14 protein-coding genes are annotated in these 23,344 nt (G+C 44.4%); 2 read left to right on the plus strand and 12 right to left on the minus strand.

Annotated elements, in window-relative coordinates; translation table 11 throughout:
* Nucleotides 1-268 precede the first annotated feature (268 nt).
* Nucleotides 269-1,159 carry an AraC family transcriptional regulator gene (locus tag QZ076_RS18865; RefSeq protein WP_293716088.1) on the plus strand — a complete coding sequence of 297 codons (891 nt, stop codon included), beginning with the start codon at nucleotides 269-271 and terminating at the stop codon, nucleotides 1,157-1,159.
* 26 nt (nucleotides 1,160-1,185) lie between these two features.
* Here the strand turns inward: QZ076_RS18865 and QZ076_RS18870 are convergent, their stop codons facing one another.
* The 3 genes from QZ076_RS18870 to QZ076_RS18880 form a co-directional block, all read right to left on the minus strand.
* Nucleotides 1,186-4,083 (minus strand): glycoside hydrolase family 38 C-terminal domain-containing protein, encoded by a 2,898-nt coding sequence (locus QZ076_RS18870; protein WP_293716091.1) that lies wholly within the window; start codon nucleotides 4,081-4,083, stop codon nucleotides 1,186-1,188.
* 146 nt (nucleotides 4,084-4,229) lie between these two features.
* A complete protein-coding gene (locus QZ076_RS18875; protein WP_293716094.1) occupies nucleotides 4,230-4,601 on the minus strand; it encodes a lipocalin family protein in 372 nt (123 codons plus the stop codon).
* Nucleotides 4,602-4,655: 54 nt separating this feature from the next.
* Nucleotides 4,656-6,578: a glycoside hydrolase family 97 protein gene (locus QZ076_RS18880; RefSeq protein WP_293716097.1), complete on the minus strand. Its 1,923-nt coding sequence runs from the start codon at nucleotides 6,576-6,578 to the stop codon at nucleotides 4,656-4,658.
* 166 nt (nucleotides 6,579-6,744) lie between these two features.
* On the opposite strand from QZ076_RS18880, the gene QZ076_RS22025 reads away from it, so the two are divergent.
* Complete coding sequence (locus tag QZ076_RS22025) at nucleotides 6,745-6,867, plus strand: hypothetical protein (protein WP_365326323.1); 123 nt, start codon at nucleotides 6,745-6,747, stop codon at nucleotides 6,865-6,867.
* 14 nt (nucleotides 6,868-6,881) lie between these two features.
* Here the strand turns inward: QZ076_RS22025 and QZ076_RS18885 are convergent, their stop codons facing one another.
* The 9 genes from QZ076_RS18885 to QZ076_RS18925 all read right to left on the minus strand — a co-directional run.
* A complete protein-coding gene (locus QZ076_RS18885) occupies nucleotides 6,882-9,869 on the minus strand; it encodes a malectin domain-containing carbohydrate-binding protein (RefSeq protein ID WP_293716100.1) in 2,988 nt (995 codons plus the stop codon).
* A 111-nt stretch (nucleotides 9,870-9,980) separates the two neighbouring features.
* On the minus strand, nucleotides 9,981-11,693 hold the full coding sequence (locus QZ076_RS18890) for a RagB/SusD family nutrient uptake outer membrane protein (protein ID WP_293716103.1): 1,713 nt from the start codon (nucleotides 11,691-11,693) through the stop codon (nucleotides 9,981-9,983).
* A 12-nt stretch (nucleotides 11,694-11,705) separates the two neighbouring features.
* Entirely contained in the window at nucleotides 11,706-15,122 is a 3,417-nt protein-coding gene (locus QZ076_RS18895) for a TonB-dependent receptor (protein ID WP_293716106.1), read from the minus strand.
* A 209-nt stretch (nucleotides 15,123-15,331) separates the two neighbouring features.
* The gene (locus tag QZ076_RS18900) at nucleotides 15,332-16,291 is read right to left on the minus strand and encodes a FecR domain-containing protein (RefSeq protein WP_293716109.1); all 960 of its coding nucleotides are present in this window, start codon (nucleotides 16,289-16,291) and stop codon (nucleotides 15,332-15,334) included.
* A 227-nt stretch (nucleotides 16,292-16,518) separates the two neighbouring features.
* On the minus strand, nucleotides 16,519-16,965 hold the full coding sequence (locus QZ076_RS18905) for a DUF6078 family protein (RefSeq protein WP_293716112.1): 447 nt from the start codon (nucleotides 16,963-16,965) through the stop codon (nucleotides 16,519-16,521).
* Nucleotides 16,966-17,006: 41 nt separating this feature from the next.
* Complete coding sequence (locus tag QZ076_RS18910; RefSeq protein WP_293716115.1) at nucleotides 17,007-17,564, minus strand: RNA polymerase sigma-70 factor; 558 nt, start codon at nucleotides 17,562-17,564, stop codon at nucleotides 17,007-17,009.
* Between the two features lie 62 nt (nucleotides 17,565-17,626).
* Nucleotides 17,627-19,783, minus strand: coding sequence for a glycoside hydrolase family 3 C-terminal domain-containing protein (locus tag QZ076_RS18915; protein ID WP_293716118.1), 2,157 nt, complete (start codon nucleotides 19,781-19,783; stop codon nucleotides 17,627-17,629).
* Nucleotides 19,784-19,856: 73 nt separating this feature from the next.
* The gene (locus QZ076_RS18920; RefSeq protein WP_293716121.1) at nucleotides 19,857-21,848 is read right to left on the minus strand and encodes a DUF5054 domain-containing protein; all 1,992 of its coding nucleotides are present in this window, start codon (nucleotides 21,846-21,848) and stop codon (nucleotides 19,857-19,859) included.
* 119 nt (nucleotides 21,849-21,967) lie between these two features.
* Nucleotides 21,968-23,344 (minus strand): right-handed parallel beta-helix repeat-containing protein (locus QZ076_RS18925; RefSeq protein ID WP_293716124.1); only part of this gene is annotated, 1,377 nt, incomplete at its 5' end.

Consider the following 23,344-nt stretch of genomic DNA (forward strand, 5'->3'; position numbering starts at 1 on the left):
CTTCACGCACCAGCGTGAAGTTCAAACCTGGTAAGGTATTACTGAAGGTTTTGAACGAGGTGAAGGGGTAAAAGAAGGGGATATATATAATCATTATAAGACTATAGTGTTGCCTACATTAGCACTACTATACTAAGTAGGTTATCACTATAGTCCTATATACCTTAACACCACTGTCTAAAAAGTATTTGCTTAAAATAGCAAATCATTGCCTATTTTGTGGATTATTATTGCTTCCTTTACAGCATTCAATCGATAATTACGAATTATGGCGAAAGTAGAACTAGGTTTTTCCGGCGAACGTTTCATCTATCTACCGATCCCAATGATCAATCTGATGGAAAACAGTCCTCTGACAGGTGACCTCTATCTTTATTCAATGGGCTTTTTCGCACGTGCCGCCCATCACTACATCAACCGTCCCGAGGGATGCGATGAGTATCTGTTTATTTATTGTAAAGACGGACGGGGCTGGGTCGAACTGTATGGAAAACGGAAAATGCTGGAAGCGAACCAATTCATCATATTACCACGTAACATCCCGCACGCTTACGGGGCAGACGAAGCAGATCCCTGGACCATTTACTGGCTACATTTCAGAGGAGTCAAGGCCCCTCTTTTCTCCGACCGTTTCGATAAGCCGACAGATGTGCCGCCCTCTGCCCAGTCGCGGATAGAGGAGCGGATCGACTTGTTCGAAGAGATGTTCAATACCCTGAACGAGAGTACGGATATGGATCATATGCATTATGCGAATCTATGCTTCGCTCATTTTCTGGGGTCGTTCTTGTTTATCAATATCTACCGTAACTGTTTCCGGCAGAAGGAGTACTCGGAAAATATCATCAACCGGGTAGTACATTTCATGAACGATAATATCGAATCGAACCTGAAGCTCGCCGACTTCGCCGACTTTTGCGGGTATTCGGAGTCGTATTTCTACCGCAAGTTCGTGAAAGAGATCGGACATTCCCCTATGGATTATTTCACCCGCCTGAAAATAGACAAAGCCTGCAAGCTCCTGATCCGGACAGATATGAAGGTGAATCAGATAGCTCGCAAGCTCGGCTTTAAAGAGTCTCAATATTTCTCCCGTACGTTCTCCAATGTGATGGGGCTTTCACCGCTGGAGTTCAGGAAGCAGAATTTCAAGCTATGACAATAGAGATTATTATTCTTCCGTATTCAATATTTTAGCTTTAATGTTATTTGCCCGTAAGGCTTCATCGTAAACTCGCCGCCGGTCGGCTTCGCAGGAATCTCTTCGCGCTCGCAGATCATGATACTTGCCGGGGCGGCTTTCGGGAATGAGAGTTTTACCGGTTCTTCTTTATCCGAGAGGGAACGGAGCCGGACGATCAGTTCATTATCTTTGTCCGTACTTTTCAGGATCGTTGTATATACGCGCTCGTTGTCGATAGCTACAACGGGGTTGATTGTCGGAGCTTTATCGGCGGTTGCATATACCAGGGGCTGTGATTGTTCGAGGCCGAAGCGGTTGGCTTCCACCACATCGTAGGCTTCGTGCGGGTACAGGCGATAGCGGAAACGGACCGGGCCGTCCTGCGTCAACGGGAAATTGGTATGCCAGTGGTTATTCATAACCCAGGAGTAGATAGTCGAACTCGGTTCCAGCTTGGTGACCCAGTTGCCTTGTCCGCCCCAGCCCATCGAGATATTGGCATATCTGTCGCCATATTCAAACAACGGAGCATCCAGCGAACACCAGGTAACGCCGTGCGTGGCATTCGAAACGTCCAGCCACCGCTGCATCGCCAGCCAGTTCCGGTTACCCTGCGGCCACTGGTCTTTTTCCACTTCCATCACGCCCCAAGGGATATCGACACGTGTTTTCGAATCAGGCAGGTTGAAATCAAAGCCAAAATGAATACCGTCTTTCTCCACTAAAGGTAATTTATCGACGATATTGGAGATTTCCACCCAGGGTTGTCCTGCCTGCAAACGGACAGAGCGGGAAACGCTACGACATCCGGTCGCTTTCGAGATAACACGCAATTCTACCGCCAGCGGTCCTTCCTCGACAACAGAGATGGATTGTACCGTATCTGCACGGGGGACATCGACATTGGCAGGTAGCCAGGAGAATGTATTCGCACCCTGGCTGACATAGTTATATTCCGAACCGTTCTTCGTCAGGTAAACGATATTACCCGTCGCCGGGTCCAGGCGCACTGTCAGATATTCATTCTCAAGGGTGTTACCGTTTATCCGGCAACGGCTGGACAAGCTGCATTTCCCTTCTACGACCCGGTAATGACGAGAACCCAGAGCCGGTACATCTGAGGCATAAAACAATAATTCGCCGGACGACAGGCGTTGCGAAAGAACCTCCTCACCATCCGGACCGACCACTTTGTCTCCTTTCTGGCTTTCTTTGGGAGATAAGGTGATCACACCGCTTTTTGGCCAGGTATGGGTATTGAATACGGCAATACCTCCGTTCGACGGGCCCTCCTTCGGTCCCAGGGCACCGTCAGATTTATCGGTTGCGGGGGCGAGCGATTCGTCCAGCATATCTATCGAACGGTCTTCGGCTTCATGGAAATAGGATTGTTTTACTTTCCAGATAGCGTCCTGAAAATAAGGTTCGGTGGGGTTTTCGAAGCACCAGGTATGTTCCGATCCGAGTAGGATGTACCGCCAGGCTTCGTCGAAGTCGTTACGGGGAGCCTTCGTTCCGTCGGCCAGCATGGACCAGAGGGTTTCCGCCTGCAACAGTCTTTCCTTGGCATTCCGGTTCATGGCAGTCAGGCCGGCGGCGGTTCCCAGACCGTCCGTCCAGTATTCGGTGTAGTCGCCAGTAACGACCGGTAACCGGTCGCCATACTTTTCCTCGATCATCGACATGATTTCGTGACCGCCGCATATCTTTATTTTCGGGTAAGCGTATTTCTCGTTCCAGGCCTTTACGGCATAAGGGATATCAGCATCCAACGGACAGTTGTCCCACAGCGTCCAGGAGAAGACGGCAAAATCGTACGGGTAGTTTTCCGCTTCCATCTCTGCCAGCTTCCGGGTGAAATCGACATCGGCTTCTCCGGTCCGGATCACTGCCGGTACTTTTTCAGGGTCACGCTGTCCGAACCAGGGACGTCCGGTCGTTCCTCCTTTTCCCATACTACCGCTGTTAGCATATCCTCCGGGCTGGAAGAACAGGACTTTCGATTCGCCGTCCGGCCCGATCCACCAGAACGGTTTCCCGTCCATATCATACTTATGTGCATTTCCGGCCCGATCCGAGTTCGGCCAGGAGATGATATATTTCACACCTTCCTGGGCCATTACCGGAATCAGTCCCCAGGAAATTCCAGGTATATCGAATTGCTGGAAGACATCCGAGGGCACTCCGCTCAGGCGTTGTATCTCACGGGTAAATTTAAAGACATGGAACAGCTCCTCATCGGCACAGGTGCTGGTATTCAGATTCAGATAGCTGGCATCCACACATAGCTGGCCTTTCTTCACGGCTTCTACAAGCGCCTCCCTTCTTTCCGGTTCCGACTGCCACAATCGTTCCAGGGGCCAGCCAATCTCCGGGTTCCAGACATACCGCGAACCTTCCGGATGATTCTTCGTCTCTTCGGCCAGCCTGACACCTTCTATGATATTTGTCTTATGCAGCCGCTCTACGTTTTTATGTGTATTCGTATAGCCGATATCGACATGTGAGTGGTTGTACAGATACACATTCCAGTGGCGCATGGGGGATATACTCACCTTCTGCTTTTCCTTTTTACCGGCACTACTGAGCACAAAAGTCACTTCCGATTTCTTTTCGACAGGCACAGTCGGAGGTAGAAGGACATCGACCTCCGCCGAGTCTTTCGCATTCAATACAAAAAGATTCTTTTCGGTTTTCCCCCTGGCTATAACTTCTACCGAGAAATCGCCTTTCAGTTCCTCCCCTTTCAACCGGACTGTCACAATACGTCCGGGATTTCCGTCTGCCCTGTAGCCGTAGAGAGGACGCACTACATAATCGACTGTAGATGGAACAACATCTGCATAAATCACAGAAGATAATACGGAAGCAAACAAACAATAAGCTATTCTCTTTTTCATCGTATTCAATTTAAAATTAACGACATTCATTGCCAATAATTAGTTCTGCATACAAATAAACCTATCTTTTATTTCCCCACCAATGGACTTTTTAATGGTTTCTTTGCAATATCTTCTGATTATTGCAACTTTATCTTTCATAAAACTCAGACAAGCCCTCCCTGGCTCTTGTTTTGTCTCTGGTAGTTTATTACTAAATCTCCTTTTTTCAACACCAAATTCTCAGTCGTAAGTTCCTCTATCTGCAATGTATCCGAAAAAGAAATAGTCTGATGGTTACCTATACTTTTACCCGACAACACCAGCTTGTCTCCTTTTTTCTCCCAAAACTCGTATTGCATGGTAGCCATATTGATGGAAGTAGCCTTTCCCCCATTCTCTAACGTAACACCCTGTACCATTTCAGGCATACCGGGGACAGGCTCAACCCAAGAACCTTCAATCTGTACACTACTGCAAGCAGTCAAAACAATTGTAATAAAAAGAGTAAACACACCTTTTGATACATTCATCATCATTACATCATATTTAATAAATTCAACTTTAAAGCATTTCGAAATGTTTCATGCATATTATCTTTTCCTGAACAGAAGACAAGCCCCACCACCGGGAGCCAGTTTTAATCTCAAAGTATCTGATTTTGTGACCTTCTTTTGAGAGACCTTCAGTGTCTCGCGATTCGTCAGATAGTGGGCATCATCGGCGTCTTCCATAATCTGAGCATCATAAGAATCTTCATTAAGGAAAGAAAGAGGCAAATCAATTGTCCGTCCCGATTCATTGGTAGCTGCTGCTACCAGAATCACATCATCCGTCTGCCGCATCATCACAATATACTCTCCGATCCCTCCTGCCAGTGTACGGCTTTCTTTCCAGGGCATTTTCTGTGCAGAAAGAAAACCGAGTAATGCCGGATATTTTTTATAATACTCCGGAATATCCGGTAAGATCGTCGCACCGGAAAAAACAATTAATGTACGGGCCGCTTCTGAAACCAAAGTAGACGGTACCGGCTGGTTTTCGTCAACACGAGTCGTATTGCCTTGGCGAAGATCGAACATGCCATTATTCATATCTATAGGACCGGCCACCATATTGACAAACACGGTCGTACAAAAAGTTGTCGGGGTAAATACACGGTGTGCATCCAGCTGTGCATGGCAGAACTCACGTGTCACGGCATTCGGCCAGGTACGCATCTGCCCGTAGGGATGAACCGGACCGTCATGAAAATCGACCAGCAAATGATTCTCCGCACAAAGTCTTGTTATTTTCTGTGTCCACAGGTTTTTCTCTTCCATAGTTCCACGCATAAAACCGTATTTCACACCGGCTGCCCCCCAGTCGCCATACTGTTTCAACGTTTCTTCTATCGGGAATTTACGTCCACCCACATCATTCAGATACAGCCATATACCGACACCTTTCTCCTTCCCATAAGCCAACAGGCGTTGTACATCCTTTGCTTTATCTCCTTTGGTCGGATCCGACTCCGATTCAAATTCGGGACCATACCAATTAGCATCCAGTACCAAATATTTAAAACCCTCTTCGGCTGCAAAGTCAACCATTCTTACCCAGGAAGGATACGACATCGAATAGGTAAACCCATCCCATATAGCCCCGTCGATACGCCAGTCCCAGACAGCAACACCAGGCTTCACCCACGAGAAGTCCATACCCGGTGCCGGATCGGGATTCAGCAATTCCAACAAATGGCTATCCACCAGCATACCTGGAGTTTTACCTGCCATGACAACCCTCCAAGCTGAAATAAAACCACCTTTCAACTGTCTGAACACACCCGGAGAAGAAGCGACTGTAAATGAACATTCACCTTTACGGGAAGCCAGACGCAACGGATCACCCTCTGTCAGACAGGCCTCATGTACATTCAGATACAAACTATCAGAAACTCTCAATGTCACATTCGACGGACGAACCGCATCGACCTCACTTAAAAGGATCGGTCCATAATTTTCATGTTCTCCGTTATAAAACCAGGCAGTAGGGTCCACTACATAATTATATTGTGTCAATTCACACTCGGCTGCTTCATCCACCCCTTCCGGGATAAGATAACGGAAAGCCAGTCCGTCATCGTAAAGACGGAACTCGACAGTCAAACAATTTACTCCGGATTGTTTGTCCCTATTTTCCAGCAAAAGAGTGAGCTGGTTATATTTGTCAGGTACAACAGCACGTTTGCCCCAAACGGGATGCCATTCACTATCCACATTCATCTTTTCTTCCTTTGCGACACTCCAACCGGTTGCCGGAAATTCCTTGCCGTCTTTCAAACGGTATCCCAGACGGGATGAGTCAATTACCATCTCATCTCCGGCATAAAAGCGATAGATAAGATCACCTTTATCCGACTGCCCGACCTTTACAGACAAACTGCCATCCGGAGATTGTAATACATACTTATTCTCCCCATAAGCCGCAACTACCAATGAAATGAATACTGCAAATATTAAATATTTCCTTTTCATAATACGATCCATCCTTTATTGTTGGACACAATTTAAGTCAGTTACAAATATAAAGTCCTACCTACCTATAAAAAATAGCAAATTCTTGTCTTATTTGTGGATTATTATTGCTTATTTTATGCTGTAAATAGCTAGGATCATATGCATTACCCTGATCCACACAGATATGGAGGTAAATCAGATCGCTCACAAGCTTGGCTTTAAAGAGTCTCAATATTTCTCACAGACATTCTCCAATGTGATAAGATTTTCTCCGCTGGAGTTCAGGAAACAGAATTTCAAGTCATAAAACCTGTTGTCGAATTAAAAACGAGTCCAGGTTCTATTGAGAATCGGGGCAGTAGACGGATAACAAAGTTTTTCACCTTCAAATTCCGCCTCTATGTAATACTCGATAGTCTTATCCTTAAGTTCAGGAGCAGACACTTCAAAAACAACCTCCGATTTACGGATCATTCTTTTCTCCCGGAATCTCTTTTGCCCTAACTCCCTATATTTAAATACCGGAGCCTTCGTTATTTTATCATGTCCTAAAACATTCATCTGCAATACATAGGGCTCTCCTTTTTGCAAAACCAACCGTTCATTCAATACGAACATACGCGGTTCGGAAGTGTATTGGGCCGACAATCGGATTTCAGACGGAAGTGTTGACTTTAAAGCAGTTTCAATTTCCAAATCATATTTACTTAAAAAGCTATATGTCTTCCGGGTTTGCGATTCCAGGTTTATGACCGTACCTAATTCACCTGTCGTAGAAACAGTCTTGATCAGATACCCCATCATCTTCTCCCATTGTCGGGAAAGTTCTACTCTGACAGGAATTATCTTTTCTTTTATAAAGATATCCTGCTCCGGTCGATCGACGGATGGCAATTGTTTCATATAGTTATCCAACTCACCCCGCAGACAACTTAAATATCCCATCGTCCGCAAATAACAAAATGTGTTTAACCAATAATCAAAACGCTCCAAATTACCCTTTCCTTGTATTTGATTTCTTAGCATAGATAATGTATCGACAAAAGCATATTTCCCTGCTTCTTCTTCCCAACTACTCTCGTTAGGATTTATCACTCCGGGTCCGGTAATCCAGGTTGCAGGACGAGGCATTTTAAATCCGCGGAAGCCATCATTACCCACCGTTCCATCTAACGACTCGAATATTCCGGCCACCTTTGATGCAACAGTCGGACCAAACATAGCCAATGCATAATCTACATAAAAAGAAGTGGAAGACAAATCTCTTGGAACAAGTGGAGTATTACTTTCAAACTCACTTAAATCGGCTTCGAAATCTTTATACAATCCGCCACCGACGTCGATACAGCGTTTGTAAGGTTCACCTTTTATTTGATTCACATCATTTGTCCGGCCTTCAATAATGAATGCAGATAAGAATGTCGGTCCAACAACAGGGATCATCTCCATATCAAGAGTATAATCATTCACCTCAAATTCAGGAGTAGAAACGATACAGACCGTATCACCTCCAACTCTTTCAAACACATCGATATCAGAAAGCTGAATTTTATCTTCTATTTTAATAGAAAAAATACGTTTTCCAGCTTCAGTGTATTTTGTCTCGCAGAATAAGAATGTAACTTTATATTTCCCGTTGGGGATATTGATTTTATAACCTTCTATATCATATCGTTGAGTATTGAATAGATACTGGTCTTCCGTACCTTTGATATGTTTAAAAAAGTTAGTACCTACCCCTCCTTTCCGAAGATCGCCTTTTGCTTTCTGATCATAAGTATAAGGTTTCCCCAGACCAGGATTCCATCCCTCTTGCGACCAACAAGCCTGTGCATACGCCATTAAGTTTGGAGCGATAGAACCAGTTCTCCAAAAATTGGCAATAACACCATCACATCCAATACCATAACTTTCAGCAAGATCCGCGCGCAAACGTCCTACCCAAAACTGAGGAGTCGTTAACGCCGGATCATCTTCCAGCCATAAAACAGGAATCCGGCTTCTATCTTTGGGTAGCATTGCATATCCCAAATCCAGTCGTTCCTGACCACACAAACGGCTTAATGATGAAAGGAAGTCTTGTTTAGGCAACACTCTATCGAATAAACATTTATCCTCAGGAGGACCTAACACCCAACCACTTACACCAAATCCCAATGAGTCGAACCGACTTTCCAAGACATTCCTGGCAATATTGATATCCTCCACCGTACTTTCTATCGACTCTTTGGATGGAGTTCCCCACGTCCACCCTTCCGGTGTCCACAACCAAAAATAATCTAACGGATGAGTCCTCTTTATCCGTGTAAAGATTCCTTCATATAAACTAGCTATCGCCTCCCTACTCTTCGGATCCATCCCTTTTTGTTTTAACCTGTCTGCTACTTCTTTAGGAACAGACAAAGGTGTTTCCAACCCGACACAAGATTTCACGCCTAAATCATGTCCAAAAGAAAAGACATTTTTCAACATTTCACCAGTCCTATTAAAAATAGCATTCATCTGTTCTTGTGTTTCCGGCCAGGGCCACGCATCCCCTAACATCGGGCTCATATAGACAGAATCTTCAAATAGTTGCGAAGCTCCGCTACTATAATCGCAGGTATTCATTGCCGAATATCCCCAAGCTCCGTTACGAGTTGTATTTGCCAATGTAGTAGGATAAGACCAAGTCACTTTACCATCAGGCAAAACATCTTCAGCAAGACCGATCCAGACATTCGGCTCGACATGCGGGTAAGTATGTAATGAAAAAAAATTCATTTTCATCTTTACCATCTGCGTGATACAAGACTTATACATATCCTCATTCCATAAATCAGGCCCTTCCGGAAAATCATGAAAAGGCAATAAGCCTCTTACCGCAAACAGCGGTTTCACATTTTCAGCATTGCAATCCAACAGTGGCCCTGTAAAAGTTTCGTCTGGAATGATATCACCATGTAAAGAAAAACGAACACCCAGATACTCGGCATACGAATAAACGCCATACAAAACTGCAATATCCGATCCTCCGCTAATATATAAACTATTACCAACCCTTTCAATCGAATATTCCTCATCCGATAAACGACTGTCATCTCTCAGTAGAATCGCCTCTGAAAAAGAATCCTCTGTTTCACCCGGTTGAATCGGTACAAAAAGCTTAGTTCTTAAATAAATATACTTCTGAATTTCTTTCGCTGAGAAATTCAAGAGTTGAGATGCTTCATGAGGCAGTATAATCTGCTTTACCTGCTGAGCTTCCATTTGAAAGCTCCCCCCCATAAGCAACATATACAAACTCACCAATAAACTTGCATTTTTCATTCTATCTGTTTTATTTCTATTCAATTACTAAACGCAGAGTTACGCAGGCCCTATTGATTATTAACAAATTAGTCTGCGACACTCTGCGTGTTCTGCGTCAAAGGAATATTATTACCAGCCCGGATTCTGTTTCAAATTCTTATTCAAAACCAGTTCAGTAGTCGGCAACGGCAACAGATAATCCCGGTTGGGGTTGAACTTGTATCCTTCTGGCAAAGAAACCTGATAAGGATCAACATATCCATTCTTATCCAGCAAAATATCTTTGCCTGGTTCCATTTCCGGAAATTCAGATTGGTTGAAATAGAAACCTTTCAGACGTTTATTGCTAAACAGTTCATGTGCCCTCCAACGCATCAGATCCGGAAGACGACAACCTTCGCAAGCAAATTCCACACGTCTTTCCCGACGTATTTCATTGAGTATAGGTGAGATTGCCGGAAATTTCCAGTTCGGGTCATTCGTGATAGCATTCAATTTCAGATCAACCATACCCACACGCTGACGAAGCAAATTGATGGTTTTATCCACATCATCCTGAGTCAGTTCGCCCAATTCGGCTTTGGCCTCGGCGTAGTTCAGCAGTGCTTCAGCATACCGGAACACGATAACTCCTGTCTCGGCATTCTCCGTATCTACCGTATAAGGATCGGACCCTTTCTTCAACTGATAGCCGGTTGAACACTGTTGTTCCCCTGTCAAATAGATAAAGGGTCTATCGAAATACAAAGGTTCTTCTCCTATACCGACACGCAGATCACCCGGAATCCACATAGTCTGAGCCAGACGGGGATCGCGGTCTTTCACGACATTCAGTAGCCCACTGTCTGAATACTCCGGATGGGAAGCAGTCGGTTTACCGTCCAGACAAAGATAATCATCCACTAATTCCTTGCTAAGACCCGTTCTCGACCCTCTATAAAGAAGATAATTTTGTGCTCTATGTGTCCAGCCCAATACAAGTGAGTAGGTTCTCGCCAGAAGAACTTCAGGATTATCTTTGAAATCTGTTTTGTTGAACAGTTGATAATAGGCGGTATTCGGATTGCCAGTGGTAAACAAAGCGCAATTATTCATATCCATAAGCTGTTTTGCCGCATTTGCAGCAATATGGAAGTAGTTGTTATAATCTGCATTCTCTACCCCAAACTTAGTTCCATTGTGGTACTTCTCCCAGGAGGCTTCATATAAAGCGACACGCGATTTGAACAACAAAGCAGCTTCTTTTGATAATCGTCCTTCGACTACATTCGCTTTTTCCGGCATATAGTCAATCGCTTTATCCAGGTCTACTAACATAGAATCGACAATGATATTGCGAGATATACGCGGATTATAAAGATCTTCAGATTCTGTATCGTAGGGCTTGTTCACCCAGGGCAGATCTCCGAAATTCTGTAAAAGTGAATAGTAGAAATAAGAACGAAAAAAATAGGCTTCGCCAATATAAGCTTTGCTCTCGTCAAAAGAACTTTCCAGATTTCCCAAATTAGCCAACATATAGTTTACAGAACGAATATCCTCCCACTTCCATCCGGCATCATTGGCATTACCCGAGACTGTTTTATAACCGGCCAAACGGACATCATAATCTTCATAAACCATATTGTCACTGTTACGGTCGTCCCCCAGATAACCGATACCAAATCCCCCAAAACCGGGGAATTTCGTATAAAACTGGTTGACATACAACTCCAAATCTTTTGAAGTCTTGAAATAAACTTCATTGCTGATCTTGTCCAACGGTTCTCTTTCCAGAAATGAATCGCAACTGACCAGGAAAGAAGCAAGAATCGAAGCACATATATATAATTTATTTTTCATACGTTTATACAATTAAAAAGTAAGATTTATACCAAATGAACACACCAACGACATCGGATATGCTTTCGCATCCCCCCAGTTGCCAACAGTGGCTTCCGGGTCAATACCATCGATTAATTTCGAGAAGGTCAAAAGATTTTCACCACTGAAATAGAAGCGGAGTTTTTCAATGCCTACTCCTTGCAACAAAGCATTCGGCAACGTATAGCCGATCTGTAGGTTCTTCAGACGCAAATAGGCACCATTCTGTATGAAACGGGATTGTACTTGTTGATTTTTGTCCACTTCGCCGGTTGCATACGGACGGGCAAAGAAGGCATTCGTATTATTTTCCGTCCAGTAATCCATATTATGTTCATGTACATTATCGAAATACTTATTACCCTGGAAACCGAAATAAGTCGTAGATCCGATAAAGACATCCCGCTTTCCAACACCTTGGAAAAAGACACTAAAATCGAAATCCTTATATTGACCGGCAAACGTCAGTCCGTACAGGAAGCGCGGAGTATTGTTACCGATCACCTTCTTGTCACCCGGATTAGATGCCGTGTTATCTCCCCAATCGATCTTACCGTCGTTATTCAGATCTTTATATTTTATATCTCCCGGATTCCATTTAGCATGGATAGCCGATTGATCGGGCGAACTCTTAACATCCTCTTCACTAGTGAAGAAACGGTCGGTCTCGTATCCCCAAATATCCCCAAGCTTTTGTCCTTTGAAATACGTTTTATCTGAAATAATCCCGGTCGGATTATTATACTTCGTAACCTCTGTCCAGCTGTCAGACAAAGTTCCTGTAATAGAATAACCAAAATCCTTGTTTACCCTCTGTTTCCAGGTCAAGCTTAATTCGACACCAGTTGTCCGCAAAGAGGCATTATTCTTTTTCGGTGCATCCTTACCTAACACGGCAGGAAGAGCTTCACTCGGACCGAACATATTGACCGTTTCACGGGTGTACCATTCGAAAGTACCGCTAAGACGATTGTCTAAAAATGACATATCCGCACCAATGTTCAATGTACGGGATTCTTCCCATGTCAGATTCCAGCTAACCAGGTCGGGCGATTGGGTGTAGATGGGGCGTGCTCCATTTATGATATACTCCAAATTGGTCTTCACCGGTATCGTTTCGTAGAACAGATAGTTAGGAACCTCCTGATTACCCAGCGTACCATACGAAGCTCTCAGTTTAAATGTGTTGATATATGGAGAGATAGGTTCCCAATATTTCTCACGATGTAGGTTATAAGCAGCTGAAAAAGAAGGGAAGAAACCCCACTGTTTACCTGAGCGGAAACGGGAAGATCCATCATACCGTCCGTTAAAAGAGAGCATATACCGGTCATCGAACGAATAGTTCAAACGAACGAAAGTACCTAACGTTGACCATTCGGACAGTTCATCCTGCAAATCAGTCAAACCGGTAGCCGTACCGATTGCCGGCACATCGTCTGTTATCAAATCCCGCTTCGATCCTGTCAAACGCTTTGTCTTGTTGTATTCGATCTGTCCACCGACCAATGCTTCCAAATGATGTTTGTTAAAGTTCTTTATGTAATTGGCATAGAGATTACCTGTTGTATAAGTTACGCTTTTTTGTTCTTCTTCTATTTTATTGAAGTTGTTAGCATGATGAAGATGAGTCGTTGTACCGTCCACATTTCCTACATTCACTTTTGCAAAATGCGTATCTCTATCGAACCCCACATAATTATAGGTAAAGTCACCGTTAATTTTCAAATCATCGATCACCTTGATCTCGAAGCTCGGTGTAATATAGGCTGTAGTGGTCGATTGCTTCTCAGAACCACCCTCCTTCAGGATTTGTGCGACACTATTCGATTCCATAAAATCTCCATTCGGATTATAAACAGGCAAAGTCGGATAAGCACGCGCCATCATATGATAGTTTACGGTACGATCGTATCCGCTATAACCGACCGGCAGATTGTTCTTACTGTAAGCGAATTTCGAATTCAATTTAAACTTCAACCATGGCGTCACCTGAGTCGTGTTATTAACAGTCACATTATATCGTCTGTAATTCTCATCGAAGAAGTTCAACTGACCATCCTGCTTCAAGTAACCCAGACCTGCATAATAAGATGATTTCTCACTCTTTCCTGCAATTGAAACATCGTGACTGTTTTGGAAAGCCCAGTCTTTATAATAGATATCCATCCAGTCAGTGTTGGCGTAGGTATCTCCATTCTGTCCCCACTGGAGAGGATTCGATCTATCCGGAATAACTCCCGGCATAGTTCCGCCACTAGCGATATTTTCTTTTACCAATTCAACCATTTCGTCCGTATAAAGCGGCGAGATTCCTGAGTTAGCGCAAGCTTGGTTCATAGCCGTTACAAAGTCTAATGAATTCACTGTCTTCTGCAACATAGTAGGTGCCTTCCACCCGAAGTTAGCATTATAGGAGATAGTAAACTTTTCCCCCTCCGATCCAGACTTGGTGGTAACAAGAATAACACCATATGCAGCTCTTGCCCCATAGATGGCAGCCGAAGCAGCATCTTTCAAAATAGAAATACTTTCAATATCGGTTGGATTGACCAGAGACAAATCCATAGGCACACCGTCTACCAACACATACGGGTTCCCGGAGCCTTCCGTCAAAGAGCCTACACCACGAATATTCATTTCCATCGGACTACCAACTTCACCTCCGAATTTAGAAGACGGAGAAATATTCAAACCCGGCGTGAGGCCTTGCAAAGCCTGTGTCACATTGGTGATCGGACGACTCTGTATCTCTTCCGGTGTAACCTGCGCAACAGCACCGGTCAAATTGATCTTCTTTTGCGTTCCATATCCCACAACTACGACTTCGTCCAGCACCTCGCTATCTTCCCTCAGTACGACAGATATTGACGATTTGCCTTTCACTTTTATCTCGGTCGAGACATATCCGATATAAGAAATCAGTAACGTCGCATCGTCGGATGCAACGTTCAGGGAGAATCTCCCTTCGACATCTGTAATCGTCCCGTTTGTAGTCCCTTTTTCCACGACATTAGCACCGATAACCGGTTCGCCATTTGCTTCTTTCACAATACCAGTTATATTTTTCCCTTGCAGAACGATCGGATTTACATTTTCTGCCGATTGATTTTTTAACGATAAAACGATATAAGTACCATCCACCGTATATTTTACACCAGTTCCTTCCAATAATTGCCCCAGGACTTCTTCCAACGGGCGTTTATTCAGGTCGACAGATACTTTTCGATTTACATCGACATACTTATCATATACAAACAAATAGTCTGTCTGATTTTCTATAAGGCCCAGGACATTCCTGAGTTCTACATTGTTTTGTTTTACAGTAACCCTGACATTCTGAGAATTTGTGTTTTCTGCACGCAGACAGAAGATTAACACGAATAGGAATAGAGTGGTTATCTTCATGATTCTAAAAAAGTGTTTACACCGTTGGGTTTTGTCATAAAAAGCCCACGATAAGAATTTTTTATTCATATCTTTGTGATTGTAAGATGTTAATACAGTTATTTTTAATTGTGTTAATTGGATGCCGGTAGGTGTGGGGACACTTGTCGGCATTTCATTTAAGATTAACTAGATTCATACTCCATAGGCTATTTCATTTTTAGTTAGACTTATTTTATATATACAATTGAGTTGTCTTCATTCCTTTCAAACGTATATTTACCATTTCGCTGTAAAATACGCAACGCATTATCCAGTCCGTCGGAGATACGGAATTTACCGCTGCATGAATATCCTTCCAGATTCTTGTTTTCCATAACAACAGATATTCCGTAACACTTCTCGAAACGTTTCATCAACTCATGGAAAGCAACATTGTCAAAGCACACCAATCCATCCCGCCAACGAAAATGGTTGTAATCATCAATCGGCGAAACAAGCAACTTTCCATCCTTCAAATGAACTTCTTGAGACGGCTTCAGAAGGACAGAAGCGGAGGTTGCCGAATTATCCGTTACTTTCACGGAGCCCTCCATCAATGAGGTAGAAAACTCTTCCGAATCCGAATAAGCTTCAACATTGAATTTCGTACCTAATACTTCTATATCACATTTCTGCGTATGAACCACGAAAGGTGATTTCCTGTCATGCTTTACTTCAAAGTAACCCTCGCCATCCAACTTCACCTCGCGTCTCGCACCGGAGAAAACAGCTGGATAAACCATCTCCGAACGGGCATTCAGCCAAACAGTCGTCCCATCCGGCAACTCTAGGTTCACCCGCTGCCCTGCCGGAACAATTATCGTATTCATGGCAGCTAACAGTTCTTTCTTTTCGAATACATAAAAATATAAACCACAGGAAACTGTCAGGGCAACCACCGCCGCTATTTTCAACATCTCACGCATCCATGGACGAACAAACGTTTTTCCATTCGTTGCCGACACTCCCCGCTTTCTTTCGACCTCTTCTCCCGTACCTCCGGCTAGAATCATTGCGTCGAAGAACTCACGTTCCCTCAACAACTCTCTTTCGTTGTCAGGAGAGACATCCAACCAACGATGAACCGCTTCCTCTTCTTCCGTAGAAGCGATACCTTCAAAGTATTTATAGATTGTTTCCTTATTCATTTTTTCACGCTTTCTGTATATAAAGCGTTTGAGCCGGAAACATCCCTAACGGGAAAGTGAACTTTTTTGGAGGAAATTTTATACGACTGGGAAAGAGAAGATATCAAGCACGGAGAGCATCAATACTTTCATATATTATGAAACAGTTTTTCCATATATTATGAAAATAGATTTCCGTATATTCAGGAAGAAAAATTCCCCAAAATGGGCAAAAAACTTTTCCTATTTTACTTCTTTCGATGCAAGTCGTAGTATTCCACGTATTCGTCAAAGACAAGGTCGTCCGTTATTCCCCTATTAAGAAACAGTTTCCGTATATAGGCTTGTTCGGCTGGTTTGATAAGACGCTCTTTCCGCTTAAAGCGGTAGTAGGCAGTCTGCCCGAAATGTCCGATCATCCGCTGCTTGATCTCAATGGCATCGTTGTACGGAATACGGTCAAGCAGGTGGCTGATTCCCCGTGCATATTGTTCCGGCTGGTCGAGAACGAAAAGCTGGCAATCTTCCCCTGAAGGTGCAATGTGAGCGGGATTTACAACAGGGACGACGCTCCGCTCTTTCGGCATGCGCAATGCGACCTGCCGACGCAAACATTTATCTCCCCGAAGGCATTCACCGTTCAAACAATGGGCAAAAGAATATGGGAACTGGCTATAATCGAAATCCGGGCTCATAGATGTATTATTTTATTAACCTGACAAACATACATATATTTCTACAACCCTAAAAAGAATATCGGTAAATAATCTTTCAAAGCAACCCGAAGTACCTTCAAAGCCTTGGTTATGTGAAATTCTACGGCTTTGGTCGAAAGGCCCAGCGCTTCAGCTATCTCTTTATGGCTTTGGTTACGGTAGCGACTCCTTGTAAAAATATCACGTGTCTGGGGCGGAAGTGTCAATAAGGTTTTATTCACCAAATCCTGCAACTCTTCGGAAAATATCCGTTCGGGGTTGCAGGCTTCAAGCGTAGCGATACGCACATTCAACTTCCGGGCTTCATGCGCCTGCATGGACTCGACAAAGTCTTCCCGGATATGTTGCTGCCGCAGGTAATCCAGAGATTTGTGTTTGATGACAGTCAGTAAGTAGGCAAGCACATGGGTATGAGCTTCGAGTTTATGACGGTTTTCCCAATAGTACATCAGACTTTCGACAACAATGTCCTCCGCCACCATTTCGTCATCCACATACGTCCTGGCAAAATGGATAAAACGCCCTTTGTAGTTCGTAAACAGATGATTAAACATTCGTATTTCTTCACTCTCACTCATAATAATGCCGCTAGCGGGGGATAAAGATAGGGAAAATATTCTTTGCCGCTAAATATCATTGTTTATTCATCCCGAAAATAAGCCTCAGCCCTTATATCATCCGAGGCAGAGCCTATTAACACCTTGAATATCCCTGGTTCGGCAACCCATCCATGCCGGGCTGGATCATAGAAACTCAACGCTTCCTTATCAATAGTGAAAGAGATGTTGCAAGTTTCACCCGGTGCCAAATGGACTTTCCGGAAACCTTTCAACTCCTTAACCGGACGGGGCAAGGAAGCTTCTTGGTCGTGAATATACAATTGTACGACTTCCGCCCCTTCGCAAGAGCCGGTATTCGTCACAGGCAACGTCACAGTCAACCGGCCTGTTTCATCCATCTCCTGCTTGTCGAGCGAAATCTTTCCATACTTGAACGTTGTATAACTCAACCCGTGTCCAAAAGCAAAGAGCGGTTTGATCTTTTCCTTTTCCGTCCAACGGTAACCAACCCAAATACCTTCTTTATACACAACTTCCTTTGTTCCGCCAAAAGCATTCATGGCATGTGCCGCATTGTCTTCCAAACGGACCGGAAAGGTAAAAGGCAGTTTGCCGGAAGGATTCGTCCGACCGAAAAGTACCGAAGCAATGGCTGTACCACTCTCCATCCCGCCGTACCACGCCTGTAGAAGAGTATGCACCTCTTTGATCCAAGGCATAGCGTAGGCGTTTCCGCTGATCATCACTGCAACCAAGTTCGAATTGGCAGCGATCAATTCCGGCAACAATTCGTTCTGACCGAATGGCAAATCATACGACTTCCGGTCAGCCCCTTCACTATCCTGTCCTTCTATCTTGAGCATACCACCGATGAACAATACGACATCCGCTGTTTTTGCTGCCTTGACGGCTTCCTGTTTCAAGCTATCTGCCGATACCCCTTTCGCAGACGAGTAACCGGGCTGATAAACCACCTCTACCTGTCCGCCCACCAAGTTGCGGATGCCATCGAGCGGTACCACCTCATATTTTGCCTGCACCTCAGACGAACCGCCCCCGTCTGCCGTTGTCCGGACAGCATTCTCGCCGACTACCAAAATCCGCTTCAACTTCGACACATCCAGTGGCAATACATTCTTCTTGTTCTGCAACAATACGATTCCCTCTTCCGCTACCCGGCGAGCCGCTTCGGCATGTTCCGGTGTCGCCAACGTGCCCCAAGGACGGTCGGCAGCCATGTTCGTCCGGTACATCATGCGCAGGATGCGTCTGACCTTCTCATTCAATTCCTTCTCGCCGACTTTTCCCTCGCGGATCAGTTTCAGGTAAGGTTCAGCCAAATAATAGTTATCGAATGCTTCGGAAGAACCTAGACGAGTACCGTACTCTAAGTCCAACCCATTGAAAATAGCCTCTTCCGTATCATGTGTACCGCCAAAATCAGAAAGAACCACCCCATCGAAGCCCCACTCCTTACGCAGGATGTCATCCAAGAGATATTTGTTATGGCAACAATGTTGTCCGTCATATTTATTGTAAGCCCCCATGATGGTCCACACTTTTCCTTCCTGCACCGCAGCCTTGAAAGCCGGCAGGTAGATTTCATGCAGGGTACGTTCGTCTACAAGCGTATTGACTCCATACCGGTTAGCCTCCTGGTTGTTCACGGCAAAGTGTTTCACACAAGCTGCCACCTTATTGGACTGGACGCCTTGGATATATGAAACCGCCATTTTAGAAGCCAAGTAAGGATCCTCTCCCATATACTCAAAGTTGCGACCGTTCATGGGCGAGCGGAAGATATTCACACCCGGTCCTAATATGATATTCTTGTTGCGATACAATGCCTCTTCGCTATACGCCTTGCCGAACAAATCACCCATTTCCGGATTCCAAGTCGCAGCCAGGCAAATCATAGAAGGGAAAGCCGTACAGGAATCGTTGTTTGCATGGGCATTGTTCCAATTGCTCCATTCCATTTCCGGACGCAATCCGACCGGTCCGTCCGTGGGGTTATTATCCGGTATTCCCAAACGGGGAACACCCCACGAGCGGTATCCGCCATTGGCATGCAACAGCCGGACTTTTTCTTCCAGCGTCATACGGGACAAGGCATCCTCGATACGTTCTTCCATCGGTTTTGTTGCATCCTGATAGACCGGCTTCGTTTGAGAAAAACCGGTTAAACTACTTATCACACACAAAAAAAGTATTTCTATTCTCTTTACAAGTTTCATAAGTTTATATATTTTCAATTTAACTGTACATGTTCCTCAATGGTAAGGAACAGATGGAACTAATACAAGACAATTATAAATCGATTTGTTCGATTGTGAAGCGATAGGTCAACGAGCCCTCGTTCCACATGCAGAAATTTGTATTCCAAAGATTATTACTCAGATTAAAATGAATGCCTCCCTCTTTGGCTGGATATTTCAATGAATAGTTTATTCCTTTCGCTTCGCCTACATTAACAAGAAAAGCGGCTTCACTCCATATACGGATGGTCCCAGATGAAGTCACCAGATCTACATAACGGTCGATTCCATGCTGCTGGCGATTCCCCTTTTCTACCACATCGAGCAGATCGACACGCTCTCCAACCTTTTCCGCAACGATCGAAAGAATATCATCCGTATTAAAAGACAGCCAATAGGCTTCCGGCAAACGGACGGCAGGTTTGCCTGTTATAGTCAACGCGACCTCTGCCTTCTTTCCGTTCTTATATTCCAACACGTCCACATACATCTTCTCCGGATATACCCGCCGGTCGACTCCCGGACGTTCCGGGAAGACAAGTTCGCTTATTATCCGAATACCTTTTTTATCTTTACGCACCTCCTGTTTGATAGTCTGTGCGGGAAGAGAAACGCTTACGGCTTTCGATTTATCCAGTCCAGGCTTGCCTATATCCGCCAAAGCCCATCCGTAATGGGCACGCAAGTAATTATCCAGATACCGTTGATAATCGGCAGCGTCATACATTTGATAAGACAACCCTTCAATCTTCAACGTACCGTTTTTCAAAACAGCAGCCTGCCAAGGGGTAGAAGAGACCGCTTTCGATTTCTTTGTAAACGAAGGAGCTTCCACCTGGTCGACCTTTTTCATTTCAGCCAATGCCTCTTCCTGCAAATTCTGAGGCAAATACTGGATCGCACTATAAATATAGTCGTCCAACTCTTTCCAGGAAACTTCCGCCTTTTGGAAAGGTGCAGTGGAACGGGCGGGGAGGAAAAGATCCATATCGTATTTGTCCCAATTATGGAGATGTGTTTTCACATCAACTCCCTGCGTATGTTCGGCTATCAACCCCAACTCCAAAGCAAAGTCGAGTGCCGCATCACTGTTTTTATCTATTTTCTTTTCACGCAGCCATTTGGAATAAAGTTCTGACAACACCCTGAATTTTGCCATGCGTATCGGGGCACTTCCATAACCATAAATCCAAGTATCCCCAATTTCAGAAGTAACTACCGGCAACTGATCCTGTCTGGCAATCAATTCCTCTGCTATTTCATTGAAAGAACAGGCTATTAATCGAGCTTTCGGATAACGTTTATGCAAATCGGCATAAATAGCCTTCACCTTTTCATACGAATGAGGTCCGTGATTATCGCCGGTAAAGTTGATCGAGATGACCGACTTGCCACCGGGTAAAATATTCTCTGAACCGTAATCTTGCTGATAAACCAATATCAACTCGCTACCATCCGTATCCCTCCAACGGCAAAATTCCGGCACGCCGGGAATGGGACAGGCAGGATTGACACCGATATGCAGGAAACGGATACCGGCACGGCTCATCGGAGCCACAATGCTACGTGTATGCCCCGGTACATCCGTCATCTTGGCGGCAATCGTTTTCTTGCCATACTTCTCATCCAGCTTATGCGACAACAACAAGCCGGTTTCAAACAAATCCTTGTTCATCGACTCCGATTCGTAGGTATAAGGAACTGCATTCCAGACAATATCCCCCCGTTTGATAGCCGCTTCCAGGCGTTCCACTTCCTGGGGCGATGCCGTATGGAGATATTTCCAGATCAGCCACGCCCCTGTTGTCCAAACATATTTTTCACTAGCATTCTCTGCACGTAGCTTTTCCGACACATCCAATGCTTTCGGTATAAACTCGTTGACATACCGCTGGGTCACCACGGAACTCAAATCGGTAAACCCGACATCCAAATGTGTTTTGAAAACAACATACACCCTCTCGACAGAGGTATTTACTTCCTGTCCTTTGAGTTGAAGAAATCCTCCCAATGCAATCAGGAGAAATAATATAATTCGCTTCATATACATAGATTTATTTTTTCATGGCATGAATATTTCAAGTTACAAATATAAAAGCAGCTATCACTATGAAAAATAGCAAATAGCTGCTTATTTAGTGGATTATTATTGCTTGCTAAACATTACCAAACTTTGATACGATTACCTGATAATATCTCAAACGGACCTATAGAAGGAGATACTGTTGATCTCTCTTCTCCCAAGAAATCCTTGTCCAATGTAAACGGGGTACCATCTGCATTCTCAAACGGATAGGTCGTCACCTTGGCAACTCCCAAACGGCCGGTATTGACCGGTTTACCTTTCAACCGAGACAACTTAGTTTCCCCTTCGAATGTGATATACACTTCATCCGCAACCTCTTCCACTTTGAAAGAGGGGTCGAAGGCATCATCCACCACTCCCTGTTCTTTATCTTTCATAGGTTGTGAACCTTTACAGAACAGGTTATCTTCGGCATAAATCATGCCTTTCACCTCATTCAAAAACTCCAAGCCATACAACTTCTTATCAGCTCCTCCCACAAAAATATTGTTATAAAAACGCAGGTCGCCATGTTTTATAGGACTTACACCTTTAAGCTCGGTAGAATGGTTCAATTGGTAAGGGGTAAAACGGGTATAGTCTGCTTGCAGAGTCAACTTCCCCCCAAAAAGATTATTCAGATAAGCTCCTCCATCCGTTGATTGGCAAAGCGACAGGGAAGAAAGAAACAGATTATTATCCACAATATACGGACCATGGCTCACTTCTATAAACAAATCAGTCGAATTACGATACATCAAATTACCGGACACCCGTGTTCCTTGCGTCATCCAATCCAACCACATACCATACGACGTACAATCATGAATGCGGTTGTTCTTTATCACGGCATCGATCGCGCCGTGAAACTTGATCCCGGCAATCTCATACCCGTTATACTGATCCTTTACGTGAATATTATAGATATGATTACCATAGATTTCGCTGAAGGCAGCCATCGTTCCACAAATAGCCGTTTGTTCACAATTATAAATCGTATTGTTGCGGACAATGTGAGAACCGATCGTTTCTTTGTTCCAGCCATGGCGTGTTGTGTTGAATACGACTTCTATATAAGAGATATGTCCATCCTTCACTCCATCGGCATCATCAGCAGGAAGTACCCCATCGCCGGTTGTACGCTCCTTGCCCAACGTGATGCCTGTGCTCTTGGCATCGTGGATAATATTATTTTCTATAATCCAACCTTTACACCAGTGCGTAGCAATTACCCCCACCTGCTCATTCGTCGGCGAAGCCCACTTCGTACCCGCCTGGCTCATTTCAAACCCTTTGATGGTGATATAGTTCAATTGCTGCTTATCCGGATAGAAACAGGTCGGACGGGCTACCACCTCGACACATTCCTTATTGGGATCTGCGGTACCGAAGCGAGCCCAGATGGTCGTGTTTTCGTCATCCGTTTCACAATACCAAAAGTCGATCGTTCCTTCCGGATCCGCCTTGCATATATG

Origin of the sequence: uncultured Parabacteroides sp. (genome assembly GCF_905196875.1) — a bacterium.
GTDB lineage: Bacteria > Bacteroidota > Bacteroidia > Bacteroidales > Tannerellaceae > Parabacteroides.

Bases quoted from the DNA above. Each gene is read 5' to 3' on its own strand.
- QZ076_RS22025 (WP_365326323.1), top strand. From the start codon at position 6,745: ATGGAGGTAAATCAGATCGCTCACAAGCTTGGCTTTAAAGAGTCTCAA.
- QZ076_RS18905 (WP_293716112.1), bottom strand. From the start codon at position 16,965: ATGAGCCCGGATTTCGATTATAGCCAGTTCCCATATTCTTTTGCCCAT.
- QZ076_RS18895 (WP_293716106.1), bottom strand. From the start codon at position 15,122: ATGAAGATAACCACTCTATTCCTATTCGTGTTAATCTTCTGTCTGCGT.
- QZ076_RS18920 (WP_293716121.1), bottom strand. From the start codon at position 21,848: ATGAAGCGAATTATATTATTTCTCCTGATTGCATTGGGAGGATTTCTT.
- QZ076_RS18885 (WP_293716100.1), bottom strand. From the start codon at position 9,869: ATGAAAAATGCAAGTTTATTGGTGAGTTTGTATATGTTGCTTATGGGG.
- QZ076_RS18880 (WP_293716097.1), bottom strand. From the start codon at position 6,578: ATGAAAAGGAAATATTTAATATTTGCAGTATTCATTTCATTGGTAGTT.
- QZ076_RS18915 (WP_293716118.1), bottom strand. From the start codon at position 19,783: ATGAAACTTGTAAAGAGAATAGAAATACTTTTTTTGTGTGTGATAAGT.
- QZ076_RS18890 (WP_293716103.1), bottom strand. From the start codon at position 11,693: ATGAAAAATAAATTATATATATGTGCTTCGATTCTTGCTTCTTTCCTG.
- QZ076_RS18865 (WP_293716088.1), top strand. From the start codon at position 269: ATGGCGAAAGTAGAACTAGGTTTTTCCGGCGAACGTTTCATCTATCTA.
- QZ076_RS18900 (WP_293716109.1), bottom strand. From the start codon at position 16,291: ATGAATAAGGAAACAATCTATAAATACTTTGAAGGTATCGCTTCTACG.
- QZ076_RS18870 (WP_293716091.1), bottom strand. From the start codon at position 4,083: ATGAAAAAGAGAATAGCTTATTGTTTGTTTGCTTCCGTATTATCTTCT.
- QZ076_RS18875 (WP_293716094.1), bottom strand. From the start codon at position 4,601: ATGATGATGAATGTATCAAAAGGTGTGTTTACTCTTTTTATTACAATT.
- QZ076_RS18910 (WP_293716115.1), bottom strand. From the start codon at position 17,564: ATGAGTGAGAGTGAAGAAATACGAATGTTTAATCATCTGTTTACGAAC.